At 65.9% G+C, this 14,380-nt stretch carries 11 protein-coding genes; 4 read left to right on the top strand and 7 right to left on the bottom strand.

Features of this window, described 5'->3' with window-relative positions; translation table 11 throughout:
• Positions 1 to 316: 316 nt before the first annotated feature.
• Complete coding sequence (locus E1266_RS38970) at positions 317 to 610, bottom strand: hypothetical protein (protein WP_207945951.1); 294 nt, start codon at positions 608 to 610, stop codon at positions 317 to 319.
• A gap of 298 nt (positions 611 to 908) precedes the next feature.
• Here E1266_RS38970 and E1266_RS27745 point away from each other — a divergent pair, with 298 nt between their 5' ends.
• Together E1266_RS27745 and E1266_RS27740 are read left to right on the top strand one after the other, a co-directional pair.
• Positions 909 to 1,901, top strand: a complete 993-nt coding sequence (locus E1266_RS27745; RefSeq protein WP_132051966.1) for a hypothetical protein — start codon at positions 909 to 911, stop codon at positions 1,899 to 1,901.
• 288 nt (positions 1,902 to 2,189) lie between these two features.
• Positions 2,190 to 2,738, top strand: a complete 549-nt coding sequence (locus E1266_RS27740) for an SUKH-4 family immunity protein (protein ID WP_165966240.1) — start codon at positions 2,190 to 2,192, stop codon at positions 2,736 to 2,738.
• 231 nt (positions 2,739 to 2,969) lie between these two features.
• Here E1266_RS27740 and E1266_RS27735 read toward each other — a convergent pair whose 3' ends face one another.
• Positions 2,970 to 4,421: a restriction endonuclease gene (locus E1266_RS27735; protein ID WP_132051962.1), complete on the bottom strand. Its 1,452-nt coding sequence runs from the start codon at positions 4,419 to 4,421 to the stop codon at positions 2,970 to 2,972.
• A 644-nt stretch (positions 4,422 to 5,065) separates the two neighbouring features.
• Here E1266_RS27735 and E1266_RS27730 point away from each other — a divergent pair.
• Complete coding sequence (locus tag E1266_RS27730) at positions 5,066 to 5,350, top strand: hypothetical protein (RefSeq protein ID WP_132051960.1); 285 nt, start codon at positions 5,066 to 5,068, stop codon at positions 5,348 to 5,350.
• A 27-nt stretch (positions 5,351 to 5,377) separates the two neighbouring features.
• On the opposite strand, the gene E1266_RS27725 is transcribed toward E1266_RS27730, so the two are convergent.
• The 5 genes from E1266_RS27725 to E1266_RS27705 form a co-directional block, all read right to left on the bottom strand.
• Positions 5,378 to 6,964, bottom strand: coding sequence for a hypothetical protein (locus E1266_RS27725; protein ID WP_132051958.1), 1,587 nt, complete (start codon positions 6,962 to 6,964; stop codon positions 5,378 to 5,380).
• A 76-nt stretch (positions 6,965 to 7,040) separates the two neighbouring features.
• Complete coding sequence (locus E1266_RS27720; RefSeq protein ID WP_165966239.1) at positions 7,041 to 7,604, bottom strand: toll/interleukin-1 receptor domain-containing protein; 564 nt, start codon at positions 7,602 to 7,604, stop codon at positions 7,041 to 7,043.
• Positions 7,605 to 8,142: 538 nt separating this feature from the next.
• A complete protein-coding gene (locus tag E1266_RS27715) occupies positions 8,143 to 9,576 on the bottom strand; it encodes a toll/interleukin-1 receptor domain-containing protein (RefSeq protein ID WP_165966238.1) in 1,434 nt (477 codons plus the stop codon).
• A 445-nt stretch (positions 9,577 to 10,021) separates the two neighbouring features.
• On the bottom strand, positions 10,022 to 11,332 hold the full coding sequence (locus E1266_RS27710) for a helix-turn-helix transcriptional regulator (protein WP_132051952.1): 1,311 nt from the start codon (positions 11,330 to 11,332) through the stop codon (positions 10,022 to 10,024).
• A 100-nt stretch (positions 11,333 to 11,432) separates the two neighbouring features.
• Positions 11,433 to 12,167 (bottom strand): hypothetical protein, encoded by a 735-nt coding sequence (locus E1266_RS27705; protein WP_132051950.1) that lies wholly within the window; start codon positions 12,165 to 12,167, stop codon positions 11,433 to 11,435.
• Between the two features lie 628 nt (positions 12,168 to 12,795).
• Between E1266_RS27705 and E1266_RS39925 the strand changes: the two genes are divergently transcribed.
• Positions 12,796 to 12,927 (top strand): hypothetical protein, encoded by a 132-nt coding sequence (locus E1266_RS39925; protein ID WP_279436351.1) that lies wholly within the window; start codon positions 12,796 to 12,798, stop codon positions 12,925 to 12,927.
• Positions 12,928 to 14,380: the final 1,453 nt, after the last annotated feature.

The raw sequence follows: 14,380 nt of genomic DNA, 5'->3' as shown, positions 1-14,380 counted from the left end.
CGGTGCCCCTCACCGCCCCCGCTACCGGACAAGGTCTGGATCAACCCGCCACCCCAACCCCAGACCGACAACAAGCCACAAACCACCCACGTGGCCTGACGTCTCATCCGGTTTGACAGGTTCCGCCCCGAAGTGGTCCACCAGATCGGTTTCGGACAGCACCAGGTCACCTCGATACGTCAGGGTCGTGGTTCCAACCCGCGCGGCGTACTCCCACTCCGCCTCGCTATGCAGCCGAATTAGCAGATCGTCCAACTCCCTCCAGGCGGGCGGCGTTGGCGTCACTATCGGCGTAGTCGTCTTCGTAGTCGGCCAGCTAGTGCCGCACCTGCGCCACCGTAAGCGGGTACCGCGCCATCAGAAACGGACCGACCGTCACCGAACGAACCGGACGCATCTCCTCGATGTGCTTTAACAGCAGTTCGACACCGCCATCAGCCTCGCTGCCGGCGGCGATCACATGCAACTCCCCCACCTCGGCGTCCGACAGACCCATTCGGAACGTACCGCCCGGCACCAGTCGGAACACCAAACCGGACGTGTCATGCCGCCACGCCACCCGGTCCCCGACAACCCTTCTGTCCCATTCCGGACCCAAATCACTGAGCACAGCCGACCCGTAACAACACCTAGGTCGGGCACCCCAACGTCGGCCGGCGACACGGAGGCGGTTGCAGCGGCACCGCGCCGTTTGTTTGTTCCGAGATCACGGAATAGAAGGACACTCTTCTGCCGCTGGTCGCTCGCTAGTCCTGATGAGCGGTGTGGGCCAGGCCAGGGACCAGAGACCGGGTACCACCATGGTTCCGCTCGGGCGGCACGGTGGCTGCCCGCCATTCTTTCGGCCGGTCGTGGCCGTTGCCGCTGCGCGCATACTCGGGACGGACCGCCGGCCTAGAGTCAGGCGCGTGTACTTCGTGTCTCGGTGGCGCGAGGAATCGCCGTTCAGTAAGCGGGTGGTCACGGTGCCCGACACCACCGTGCTCGATTGGTTCCGCCGCGGCTGGAACCGCGACGACCCGGAAGCATGGATCGCCGGCGAACTGGGCGGCCATGTCTACGGCCTCGACTCGATCTTCGACGAGGCCCAGAAGCGGAACCTGCTTCAGCCGCAGAGCATCGACGAACTGCGCGAGCTGCTGCACGAGCACCTGTGGGTCGAGGGGGACGCCGATTACATCCGGCTCGGCGAACACGCCCTGAGAGTGCGCACCGATGACGACGAAGTGGACCTCGCCTACTACTTCATCGACGACGAGAGCGCCGCCACCCTGCCCGACCGGCTCGCGTTCCTACTGCACAACACCTGGCCGCTGCCCACCGATGCCGCCGCGTCCGGTGCGGTCTTCAGCCCCGGAGTACCGGTCCGGAGCGTCCGGCTTGCCCCACCGGGACCCGAGTCGGTCTTCTCGGTCCGCCTGTGCTGGGAATCGCCCGACGTCCTTGGAAACCTGAACCTGGTCGGCGCCGTGGTCTTCCCCGGTCTGACCCTGCCGGATCTCGCCGCCCGATTGCGGAGCACCGACGGTCCCGACGCCCACCGCTGGCCGTATGACGCCCGGCTGCTGCGGGCACTGGTCGCTCCCGAGGAGGACGACATCGGCCCGGCAATGGAGCGCTACGCCCGGCTGGGCAGATACGCCCCGGCGCCCGTCGGCATCGACCGGCCACTCACGCATGAGGCGATCCACGGCGAGATGTCGGCCATCCTTCGCCCGGTGCGGCCCGCCGAGTCCCTGACCCGGCTGGACGTCCACATCACGCAGGTCGCCCGGTACATCGACGGCTTCTTCGGATTCGACCAGTGGTTCCTCTTCGACACCCGGTGGGCCGCGATCCACCCACATCTGGCCCACTCGCTCCTGCGCTACGCCACCTACTGGGACCCATACGCAATCTAGAAACTCTTCGCCGACGCCCGGAGTCGGACGATCAGCGGCAACTCACTCAGATGTACGCGAGCGGCGCATCACCGTGTCGCTGTCCCGCCACGGCAGTGGTTCACTTCCTTCCCCCAGGGAAGGAAGCCTCCCTGGAGCCCGGGTACGCGCTCCACCTACTTCGGGCGGCCGATCTCGGTCAGCGACAACGATTCTTCTGCAACAGTTCGCGTGCACCGTCGATGGTCGGCTCTGGCGGCGACTACGGGACGGCGGCATGTGAGGCCCTACCTGGCTATCCTCCGTGGCGTGCTTGGTGGCGATCTCCCGGTTCCTCCCGCGTTCGAAGCGGTTGCGTCCTGGGCCGGCGCCGAGCGGGTGGTGCGTGCCGCCGCATCCGACCTGGCGACCTGGCGGGTTCCCGAGCCGCAAAAGGAAGCTCTGATCACTTGTGGCGTGCCGCTGATCGATGATCTGGTGGATGCGGTGTCGTTCTCCGCGGAGCCGGCGATGTACCGGTTGGCGTCACGTAATAACGAGGTAGCGGACGTGATCTGGGAATATGGCGCCACGCCGGGGAGCGGCGAGGTACTGCAACTGGGATTACCGGACGGCAGTGCGTGCTTCGTCAACTCGACGATCAACCACTGGCTGTGTTCGCTGCACCTGGTCGGCAGCTGGCTCACCGGCTCAACCGTCATCGGCCACTGGGACGAAGACGGACAGGCCGAAGAGGAGGCGCTGGCTGAACTCGGCGACCTGTTGGAACAGATCAGGGCCCTCGACCCGCCCGCCGGCGGGGATGGCGACCACCGTACTCACTTCTGGCCCGCGGTGCTCGACCGATGGCTTTACTGAGCAGCCTAGACGTCCTCTTCTGCCGCCGACCGCGCGAGTGAGTGGGGATCTTGTGTGCCCGCTCGTGTCAATGGCCGGATGTTCTGGTGTTCCTTGCAGTCGGCACGGTGAACGGGACCGTGGCGGATCGATTTTGAACTCGGATCGCTGGTGGACGTCGCCCAGGCCAACGAGATCGTTGATCGTGTACGGCCCGAGTAGTCCACCCACGCGAGACAAGTTGGGCGGCCCTTACCAGTCGGCCAGCGGCTGGAAGACCAGCGCATCTGAAGTACGAGCGTATCTCCAGGACTCCAGGCGATAGGCGCCGCTGGGACGGTCGAGCGGGTGGTGGTTGCGCAGACTGCAGATCAGTCGGTCGCTGGCTTGAATCTCTTTCGGCCACTCGGGCGGGACCGTGATGCCAGTTTCTGCCCGATACGGGTTCCTAGCAACCACTCCGGTCACCCATTCCGTGGGAACCTCGCCAGGTCCTGCGGGTTCCTGGGTCTCATCGGTCTGGACATCGGACCAAAAGCCGGGTGGTAGGTCGTCGTGGACGACAACGTAGCCGACCACCTCCAGGATCGGCGCTTCGCTCCGTGGCCAAGAGAACCGAGTGAGCGCCGAGGTGGTCATTGGACGAAAATAATGAAAGACCCCAGCCTGGTACCGCTCGAACAGATGGCGGAGCGGTCCAGTGTCCAGGGGTACGCCCGGCAACTGAAACGACACGTTGCAGCGATACACCTGTCTGTCCGTGTGCATCGCGACATCTGCGGTAATGGTATAGAAGCCGCCGCCTGGGCAAGTGTCGAAATAGACGACCTGCTCTGTATGGTGTGCATCAATCAGGTCCGCGGTACGTGCTTCCCATGCGCGCAGGGCGTCACAAAGGGTCCGGGCGCCGACGCCGTGCCAGTTCACCGTGGACTGCTGGATGATCCATCGTGGTTCCGAGCCCCTCAATCCTAGACGGGACAGAGTGTGTACGAGGTCGACAACGTGCTCCTGGTTGAAAGCCCGCAGCGGCAAATCGAGGCTGACGCCGTGTCCGCCGGGGTATTCCCAATCCACGTCAGGCACCTGGGGGACGAAGACGAACTCCCCGAACTGTCCGTCGCTGGTGAGCAAGTCCACTGGGGTTAGACCGGTATCGAGCAGTCGCGTCGTGCACTCCGGCAGGTCTCTGGATGGGCGGGGCCGCGGCTGAGACTTGCGGTCGGTGGCCAACTGCACCTCGCCGTGGGCGACCAGCCGCTCGTGCTTGGAGCGCAGCAGTGCCAACAGATCTCTGGGCGCCTTCAGGATCTGAGCTATCTCTTCCTCACCGAAGAGCAGGATCGGTGCGCGGTTCCGGTAGCGGCGCAGGTCCTCCACCGCTGACTCGGTAAACCCGCTGACACTGATGATCACACCTATCGCGGTTCTGGATGCCGTCCGATCCATGCGGCTCCGCACGGCATCCAGGACACTGACGTCAACGGGAGCGTTTTGCCACTTGGCCTCGATGAGGTACCAGGTGTCTCCGTAGCGGGCCACCAGATCTGTCTGCCGCGGGGCCGCCGCCGAGGGATCACGGTCTACGCAGAAGTGTGCCTGCTGGAACAAGCGCTCCAGCAACTCTTCGAAGCGCCGGCCCCGCTGGTGGGCGGACGCAATCGCTGCTAGCCGCTGATAGTCAGCCAACAACGATTCCCACATACCTGCCGCTCCTTGATTAGATCATCAATTACCCACCGGAGCACGGAGCACCACGTGAGAGTACCGCAGGTACCTCGAGTTCTGGCTGGGCTCGCACAGGTCGCGCATCTGCCGGAGTTCATCGAGCGTCCTCTGCGGGCACTCATTGTCAGCCACGATTGCAGCGTCTTGGTTAGGGCCCCTACCTGGCAACATCCGCTCATGCCGCTGATCGCTCGCGACCTTGCCGGGGTGCGGGGAGGGCGGCGGAGCGCGTCCGAGGGGTCGAGATCGAGACGTACCGCTGGGCCGGGCGCATAAGGCCAGGGTGAATGTGTGGTCGATGCTGGCCGAGTGCGTCGGCCAACTTGATGAACGGTTCCGGCGCTGCGAGATCATCGGCTGGTTCCGTCGGCACTATCCCCAGGTGAAATAGTCAACACTGGACGCCCACATCCAGGCGGCGACGACCAATGCAGAAAAGCGCGACCACAACCACCCCTACCTAGCCAGACGAGTCCCACTGCTGCAGCGGATCGATCACGGCCTCATCAGCGTGCAGCACCGCCCGGCCCACTACCGTCGACGACACCAGCGGATAGCGACGATCGTCCGGACCTGGGAACAGCGGGCCAGCAGCTCCGCAGGCCGCCGTGTATCGGCCGGTGTCGGAGCACGGACGGGATCGGACACGCCTCCGGATCGACGCGCTTGTTCACGGTTTCGGCGATCACGTGCGGCGGTTCGAGGCCGAAGGGATGTTCTCCGGGCCGAGCGTCTACTTCCACCACCGTGCGATCGCCCGGCGGCGGGCTCCCACCAGCGTCACCGGCCTGCTCGCCGACGAACGGTTCCTGGAGTACGTCTACATCACCCGGCTGCTGCCCGGATCGCTCGCCGATGTCCATGAAATATCCCCCCGGACATTCCATCCAATGGGATCAGACTAGAGAATTCCCTTTGATCAATGATGGCGTTCATTTGGAGAAGTCGTCGGGTTCCATGTCACCGGTTCCGGCATTGTCGCGGCGCTGACGCCTGGTGAACGGGCTGCGCCGGTCGAGGAACGCGCCAAATAGAAGGGGCAGAACATCCGGCGAGGCGCCGTCACGTTCATCGCGGGCCTTAGGGCGACGTTGGTCTTCGATATCGCGTTCATATATCAGTTTTCGTGCCAGGTCAAGCAAGGGCTGAGGCACGCTTTCTTTACCGTCGGGCTCCTTGGGGAACTTGTCTGACTTCGGATCCAGGAATCCCTCGAACATGTCCATGCTGTAGTCGAGGAGTTGCTCCACCACCTGGTGCACCGGTTTCAAGGGGCCGAATTCCTCGGCACGCTCACGGGTCTGATCCATCAAGGGCTTGGCGAAGACCTTGGTGTAAGCCTTCATGACCGCGGGCTTCAAGGGGTCCAGGGATTGGCCGCTGCGCGCCACGCGTTGCAGCAGCTTCCAGATGCCCGTCACGCTGAGCCTGCCGTCGTTGAGCCCGGCGCCCAACGCGCGGCTGAACGGTTCGGGCTCCGCCAGGTGGATCGCGACTTCGGTTCCGAGCAGCACGAGGCGTTCCGGGTCCGCCCGAACCAGAGAGGTGACCGCCGGCGCGAGTTCGGGGTGCCGAGGGAGTGCCCCGCCGAGCACCGTCAGCGCACGGGCGATCATCTCGTCCGGACAGACCTCACCGATCCGTTCCGGAATGGAGGGAACGGCGGCCATCGTGGTGGCCATTACGTGTTCGCCGAGCGCGATCGGGCGAATCGGCTTCAGCAGGTACTGGCCCGGGTAGAGCCGCCGCAGCCATTGCGTGTACTCGGTGACGTCGGAAACAGACAACCCGGTGATGTCCGGTAGCCGGGACAGCAGCGCCTCCACCTCCTCCGCTGAGTCGGGGCGGCAGAGCGTGGTGACCGCGGCGATGGTGGTCAGAGCCTCCGCACCGGCCTCTGCGCGGCCGTCCTCCTGAACCATCCGGCGCCAATGCCTCAGGTCGGCCATGATCACGTCGTCCAGGGGGTTCATGAGGTCGGCATCGGGGGACAGGATCGTGGTGAGCGCCGCAGCATGGACGTCGCTGAGCGTCCGGCAACGCACGAGACCGGTGGGCGGCTCACCGACAGGCTCCAGGACGCCGAGTTTCTGGGCGAAGGCGGAGCGCGCGGCGTGGAACTGCCCGGCGCGGTCGGGGTGGAGCTGGGAGAGGGTGAGCGTGTTCCATTCCGTCACTTCCCGGAACAGCCCGGAGATCCGCTCGTCGTCGTGGTCACGAAGCCGGGCGAGCCACTCGCCCGATGAATCGCTTACCAGCAGCAGCCGGGCGGGGACGTCCCGCAAGGCCGAACGTTCGGCCAGCGCCTCGGCCAGTGCGATCACCTGATCGTCGTGTGACTCGGCGGCTTCCACGACCGCCAGCAGCGGCCGCTCGATCATGCCGGTGTTGCGGATCTCGGTAGCGGACGCCCGCGGGTTGACCACACCCGCCAGCCAGTCCTCGTGGGAAAGAGCATCCCGGAACTGGAGTGCCAGCAGCGTCCGCTCCAATTCGTCGCCGCCGGTGAGTAGCTTCACCGAGGTGGTCGCCGACCCGTTGGCCCAGGCGAGCAGATCTCCGAGCTCCCGACAGCGCCCGGTGAGGGGTGCGATCTCATATTCGGGCCGGAGCAGGACGCTGGGGGCGTTGCCGGGCCCGCCGTCCTTGCGGCGGGGGGACGAACAGTTCGGCGAGGCCCAGCTCTGGTGACAGATGGGTGACCCGCTTGACCAGCAGGTTGAGGTCGTTCTCGAAGCCGAACTTGCTGATGCGGTGCACTTGTTTCACGCCGAGTCCCCTGATTTCGGCGGGCAGCTTGTCCGGGTCCGGTGGCATGGTGGGCTTCGGCAGGTCCACCAGGAGCACGGGGACTATCTCGATGCCGCGTTCGAGCGCGCGCCTGATCTCTCTGCGCACCCAGTCCCGTTCGCGGTCGATCAGACGCTCCCCGGTCCGCTCGTCCTCCAGGCTCAGCCAGTCCGGGCCGATGACCACGACGAGCACGTCCACGCGCTCGAGCGCCTCGCGGAGTTCGGTTGGATAGTCGTCGCCGGCTTTCATGTTGATGTGGTCGAGGAAGACCTGCTTCTCGCCGAACTGGCGTTTCAGCGTCACATAGATGCTCTCCGCGGCGATCGGCTGATCTACGGACCGGTAGTTGATGAACACACCGCTCATGTCGGGGCCTCCGCTGGTTCGGGTGTGGTCGGAGTGTGCCGTGGTTCGAGCCGCCGCCGCAGCAGTACGGTCGCCAGTGCGAAGAAGATGACGGTCAAGACGCCCAAGGCCTCGAGGTCGACCAGCCATTGGGAGGTCTGGTGGGTTTAGAGGGCATCGCACGGTGGGACGGCGCCGGGAGAGACGGCGCTGATCCTGCGAAGGGCGGCGGACGACGCCGTGGCGGCCAGGCCGCACCGGGCGGGCAGCGGCCACGCGAGCGCGCTCAGCAGAGCGCGTCCTGGGAACGGTCGGAGGTGACGCCGTTGAAAGCGATCTGGGCGACGGAAACCGCGGTGGTGACCGCCACGGCCTGCCCCAGGCGACGCGTGATGACCGAAACGTCTCATCATGTCCACACCGAGATTCGGCCTTCGCTTGACGGTGTCATCAGCCGTTGTGCTGTTCACCTGCTTCTATGCTGGCGATCGGGGCTTCCGGCGGGAAGCGGTTGAGCGTTGCCCGGCCGACTGGCCCCGGGAAACAACTGCGCGGCGCGTTAGCCCACCCCGGACGTCGGCCCCCTTTCCTCAAGCAGCCCGCGGAGTTCGCGGACTTCGTCGTGGACCTCTGCGGCTACATTTCCGTACATCCACCGCCAATATCGGTACAGCAGTTCTCCGCCGGAGGCGAAGATGGCGAGCACGACGCCGGTGAATACAGCGATGGCGAGGTAGTAGCGCACGCGAGTGGGATTGGCCGCGATGTCGGGAGAGAGGCTGGCGACAAAGAGGCCAACGGTCGCGGCAATCCACAGCCCACAGGCGAGCGTCAGCCGCGGAAACTTCCGGTTAAGCCAGGCGTGTCTTTTCCCGGCACCCTGACGCCTGAAGTCGTCGGCGGCCTCGGCCAGGACAGCGAGGCTCCACTCTGCCTTGAGTTGCTGTTCCCGGTTGAGCGGGGCTGGCCAGACCGTCAGCCGGTTGCGCACCCGCTCGACCCCGCGGCGCAGCGCCGGTGCCGTGATCGGCCACCGTGGCCGCCGGGGCCAGTTCCTCTCCTCGTCCTCCTCATCGCGTTCGGCGCGCACCAGCGCGACGACGTACCCGGCGAAGGTCACCAGAAGGACCATGATGGTGACGTAAGCCGGGAAGGTCAGCCCGCTGGCCGCGAGGATGATCATGCTCAACAGCGCCACCGTCGTCATCCCGACGGGTATGGCGAACCGCGAGTTGTAGCGGTTGCTTGATATCGGGTGCATGATCTGCTCGGCGTTGTTGATCCGGGTACGGACCAGGCCGAGGAGCCCCGCGATGATCGGATAGCTCGTCATGAAGAGCGCCGACCACATTGCCGCCTGGAACGACAAGGGAGCCTCCTCGTCCGCCGCCACGGGACGACCATAGGCGAGGGCGAGCACCGGTGGCACGATGAGCGCGGCGACCCCCGCGAAGGCCGCCGCCACGACTGCTAGCCGTCGACGGGCTCCCGTGCCGGCCGGTGGGGGCGGGACTAGCTCCGGGGGCCGCCACGACGGCGTCACCTGGTGTTCGAGCCTACCGATCAGTACCTCGACGTCCGCCGCGAAGCCTCCAGTGCGGAGGGCGATTGCCTGCCTGACCGCCAGCTCCTTGAGTTCTTCGGGGAGGTCGTCGACGCCGGGGATGGCGGCGTCGTCGAGCCGCACCGGGATGACGAGCTTGCCGAGTTCCAGCGCGGTCTTGATCTCGTAACGGACCCAGTCCCCCTCGCGGTCGATCAGCCGAGTTTCGTTATCGGCGTCGATGAGCCATCCGGGGTGGATGACCGCGAGCAGGACCTCACAGCCCTCCAGCTTCTCGCGCAGCACGTCTGGGTATCGTTCCCCGCCGCGGATCGAGGAGCGGTCAAGGAATACGCAATTCTTGCCAAAGTGCCAAATTAGGCGATCATACAGCCTTTCTATCGCCGCAAAATGATTACCACTCCGGTAGTTTATGAAGATTCCTTCCATGCGCCAAGGATAACCACTTTGCGCCCGGGTCTCCCGGTCTCTTGAAGCATGTGCGACGGGAAACACCTTTCTCATTGAACCGGAGGACGAGCATGCTGACTTCCGAAATATGGGGAATTCTGAAGTTTCATGCTCAAGGGGTGTTCTATGGAGAGACGACGGCTGGGGACCAGGCTCGGAGACCGACCGTCGCCTGAGATCCCGTCCCGGCGGGTACTCGCCCGCGCAGCGGCGCGCACCCTCGTCGACACAACCGTCCGCGCCCAGGCCGCCATCGCGCTTCTCCTCGAGTTCGATTCCGACACCGGGATCTCGATGGCCGTGGGCCTGGCGGTCGGGCTGGCGGTGACCTCGGCTCTAGTGATCGTCTTCCTGTCCGGGGCCGCTGGGTTACCTGGCCGCACCCGCTGCCCCGGCCGTTCGCACGGGCCCGCGGCGGCCATGGTCAGGCGGTGGCGGTGTGCAGGGCGGTCATGATGCGCGGGTAGATCTCGCGGACGGACGGGTGCGCGTGGCGGCGGACGAGGGAGCGGGCGAGGCGGCGTAGGTCGACGCGGATCGTCGCGGAGTCCACCACGTCGACCAGGTCGAGCAGTTCCGAGGTGAGCTCGCAGGCCCGGTCGATCTCTCCCGCTGCCGCGTAGGCCAATGCCCGGCGGGTGCCGAAGCGCAGGCGGGCCCGCAGCCCGCGCGCGGCGATCAGCGGCAGGGCCTGATCCAGCAGTTCCGCCGCCTCCTCCGGACAGCCGAGATCGTGCAGGCACCAGCCGGCGACCACCGGGTCGAGATCGGAACCTGTGGACGAGCCGATAATCGGTTCGTCGCCCCCGGCGTCCTTGGCAGCCTCAAGCAGTGCGGAAGCCCGCTCAAGCCCGCGGCGATAGCCGTCGTGGTCGCCGTACAACGCAAGCCCCTGCGCCTCCCGCTGGGCCGCCAGCCCGCGAACGCGGGGTGGGACGCCGGGTTGTTCCTGTGCGGCTCGGGCCAGCCGGATGACCTGGACGGCGTCGTCCCGGTATAGCGCCATCTCCGCCCGGCGCACCATCGCGTAGGCGGCCATGGCGGGGTCACCGGTGGGCTCGACGAGCCGTGTGGCCGTGCGCGTCCACCAGAGGGCGCGTTGGTCGTTTCCCTTCTCCTGGGTCATCCAGCCGACGAACTCCGCGCACCGCGCCGCGAGGAGCAGCAGCCGTCCGCGCTCAGGCTCGGCGGCCACCGCTGCCAGCGCCCGCAGCGTGTTCGTCTGGGTGATCACCGTCGGCAGCACGGTGTCGGGTGGCATCACCTGACCCTGCACCCTGGCCTGCTCGAATTGGCTGCGGAACACCGCCAGGGTCGCGTCGATCCGCTCCGCGTTCGCCGCGGCGGCCAGCGCGCGTCGGCTCGCACCGTGCCATGGGGGTACCGCGTCATCGCTGGACTCGGGGGCGGTATCGGACGGCGTCGCGGGGACGAACTCGCAATCCCCCACCGGGCCCAGCCTCAGCAGCCAGGCGTCGCCGCGGTCACCAAGGTCTGGTTCGTCCGGTGCGCCGGACGTCGGCCGTTCCACCAGAGCGGCGAGTTCGCCCTCGGCGTTCAGCACGGTGTCGCAGCGCCGGGCCATGTCGGGGCTGGGCAGCTTCCGACCGGTCTCGATCTTGCTGAGGTAGCCCTTGGTGTAGTGGATCCTGGCGGCCAACTGCGACAGTGACAGGCCGACTGCAAGGCGGCGGCGGCGCAGTTCCGTTCCAAAAGCAGTGTCCCGCTCGGTCATGGTGGCCCCCGCGTTCTGGTCGGCCGTGAGCCGTACAGGCTAGACGGTACGAGGGACGCCTCCGCAAAGGCGCGTGACCGGGCGCATAGACACGCCGATGTCACGGGGCGGATAGGGCCTCGGCAATCATGCCGAGGGTCGCCCAGTCGACCAGGCGGCGGGTGAGGATCTCGCGGTAGGTAGCGATCTCGACCCAGGTGCGTTCCGAGTCGCGGAGCACGCCCTGCGGGCGGCCGCACACGGTGCGCAAGCGGGCCAGTTCATCCTCGGTGATCTCTGCGGAGAACAGGTGGGCATGGTGGGCGGTCACGGTAGCGGAGACCTGGCGGCTGCCGTGTGCGCGGAGGCGGCTCACTTCGATCGCCAGCCCGGTCTCCTCCACGACCTCCTGCGCGGCCAGGAAGAGCGGCTGTGTCGTGTCGGCGCCCGAGCCGCCCGGCAGTTCGTGAACGTATCCGTCAGGCGTCGAGGCGGGGCTGCGGAATTCCCGCACCAGCACGACCGTGGTGTCCTCCAGCGACACACCGCGCCGGTAGAGCGCGGCCACCGAGATATCGGGACGGGAGATCACCACCTCGTTCTCCTTCACCCTGCGCTCGGCTGCGACGAACATGCGGACGTGCAGTGCCCAGAAGAAGACCGCCCCGCACCCCGTCTCGCCCGGGAACGTCCACACCAACCGGGCGCTCAGCAAGGAGTTCCCGGCCGCTCGCTGCGTCCCGTACCAGCGCTGGAACTCCCGCGTACGCCAGACCGACAGCGGCACCTGGCGCTCGGGACCGACCCGGTTGCTGCCCGTTTCGATGGACGCGAACGCGGATCTGTCTGCGGTCACCTGGACGCCTCCGTCTCTGTGGGTCTTCTACCGACGTTACGTCGACCGGGTCCGGTTCGCCGTTCCCGATCAGGTCACATCTTCTTGGCTCCGGCCTTGATCGCTTCGCGGGGGCGGATGTGTAGAGGCCGCAGCGACAGATGTTGCGGAGTTTGTCCAGGTGGGCGTCATGGATACCACGGCGCTCCGTGCAGGCCTTGGTGACCAGGCTTTCAGTAGCCATACTGGGCGACGTCGTACTCCAGCCAGGCCCCTACATGAGGCGGAGGGGGCGGCCGACGGTGGTGCGCAGGCCCTTAAAGCTGGTCACCTCGTCGTCGGATACCGCCGACACACCCCGAAGTAACTCCGCTGAACGCTCAAACGCCACCAGTGTGTTCTTCGCCGTTGGCACCGCGGCGGTCGCACGAGTCCCATACTCGGTTCATAGGGCCTGGACCGGTCCTGAACCAACCCAGACGCAGTGGCTTCAGATTGAGGGCCGCTCGCTCTTCTGACGGATCCTCCAGGCCCGCAGATGATCGGCCAACTCAGCGGCGATCCACGCATTCGGGCGGCTCTCGGCGAACCATTGCGCGGCCTGTATCCGGACCGCGTGTGCGTGGACCGGGTGAGCCGCTGTGGGACCTTGGTGCAGATCAAGGCCGGGACGACGACGCGTGAGGCCGGGTGCCCGGAGTGCGGGACGGTGTCGCGGCGCAGATACAGCTACTACAAGCGGCGGCTGACCGACACCGTGGCCGGGCGGGTGCCCGCCTAGCCGAACTGCTGTTGGGGGCGGCGAGTCGCACGACGCTGACCCGGCTGATCCGCGGCCGGCCAGTAGAGGTCCTGGCCGACCGGACCACCGACGCCCTAGCCGCGTGGCTTTGGGGACCATCCCGGCGTCGGGCTCGGTCGCCGGGACCGCCTTGATCGACCAGCTGACCACCGACCACCCCAGCATCCGCAAGACCTGGGTGGATGGAGGTTAACGTCGGCACCTCGTCGAACACGCCGCCACCCGCGGCATCGACAGACACACCGTCCAACGCGAGCCTGGCACCCGCGGCTTTACCCCCTGCTCCGCCGCTGGGTCGCGCCGAGCGCACCCTGGAGGGCTCACGCTTCACCGTCGCCTGGTCCGCGCTAACGAGACCCTCCCGGCGAACTCCCATGCCATGATCCACATCGCGATGATGGACAACATGACCCGCCGCCTAACCGGCGAAGCCACACTCAGCTGGCGCGGAACCTGACCTGGTCCCAAGAAGAACCAGAGGACAAAATAGCCACTCAGACCTCCTCTGGTCATAAAGTGAAACAAGCACCCAATCCATGGGATCAGAGTTGAACGTCGCGTAAGAGGGTTTCAACTTGTTGAAGCCTGGGTGACCTAATCTGTTGCGAGATCACGATCGCGTGGCGGAGGCGTGTTGCGCCGTCGCTGGGCTGGCCATCCCGAAGGAGTCCTCGGCCGATACCTTCCAAAGCACGCGCCTCTTCAAATGGAGCAGTGATCCCGCGAGCAATAATTAAGGCAGACTCGTGTAGCTGCGTGTCTCACTTTCAGGACTCACCAGGGCGTCGGCCAGTTCGCCAAGATCATTGAGACACTGAACTTGTCCACGGCGACTACCCAGGGTCCGATTAAGTTCCAGAGCTTTGCTCAGATCTTGGCGCGCCGCATCGTGTTCACCTAGCTCGCATCGCACCATACCGAGCCTTCGCAATTCACCGGCTTCACCAAGCCGATCTCTGGCGCTCTGGCGGAGGGATATGTCCCGCGTCAGGAAGTCGACCGCTGCAGCATACTCTCCCGCGAGCAGGACAATCCAGTAAAACGCTGTATGGCGAGCGCGGCGAGTCCCCGGCTCAAGAAAGCCTTATCACGCACCGAGTCGTTCGCATTGACGTAGTCGCTCAGATCTATATGGTCTGCGAAACCGCTTTTCAGTGCTTCTCTGATGTGCCGCACCCACAGTTTTTCCATTGGCCCTCCGTCAACGCGGACCGTATTCCCAGCTTCGCTGAGCACCGAGGTGTAAGTACGACGACCTAGGTGATCAGGCTGTCGTACGCGTCTTCCGGTGCCCTCAGGCTCAGTGAACCCATTTCATCCCCGTGCTGCCTGGGCGACGCGGTGATTCTGCAGGGCGGCGATGGCCTTGACGATGTGGCCGGCCTTGCTCGGGCTGCAGCGCAGCTTGCGCAGGATCCGCCATGACTTGAGC

This window comes from Actinomadura sp. 7K534 (genome assembly GCF_004348575.1).
GTDB classification, from domain to species: Bacteria; Actinomycetota; Actinomycetes; order Streptosporangiales; family Streptosporangiaceae; genus Spirillospora; species Spirillospora livida.
Note: the sequence above shows the minus strand (reverse complement) of the source record. Positions and strands in the feature narration are given on the sequence as shown.

Coding starts and splice junctions, on each gene's coding strand:
- E1266_RS27735 (WP_132051962.1), bottom strand. CDS start 4,421: ATGTGGGAATCGTTGTTGGCTGACTATCAGCGGCTAGCAGCGATTGCG.
- E1266_RS27720 (WP_165966239.1), bottom strand. CDS start 7,604: ATGAGCGGTGTGTTCATCAACTACCGGTCCGTAGATCAGCCGATCGCC.
- E1266_RS27715 (WP_165966238.1), bottom strand. CDS start 9,576: ATGGAAGGAATCTTCATAAACTACCGGAGTGGTAATCATTTTGCGGCG.
- E1266_RS27710 (WP_132051952.1), bottom strand. CDS start 11,332: ATGACCGAGCGGGACACTGCTTTTGGAACGGAACTGCGCCGCCGCCGC.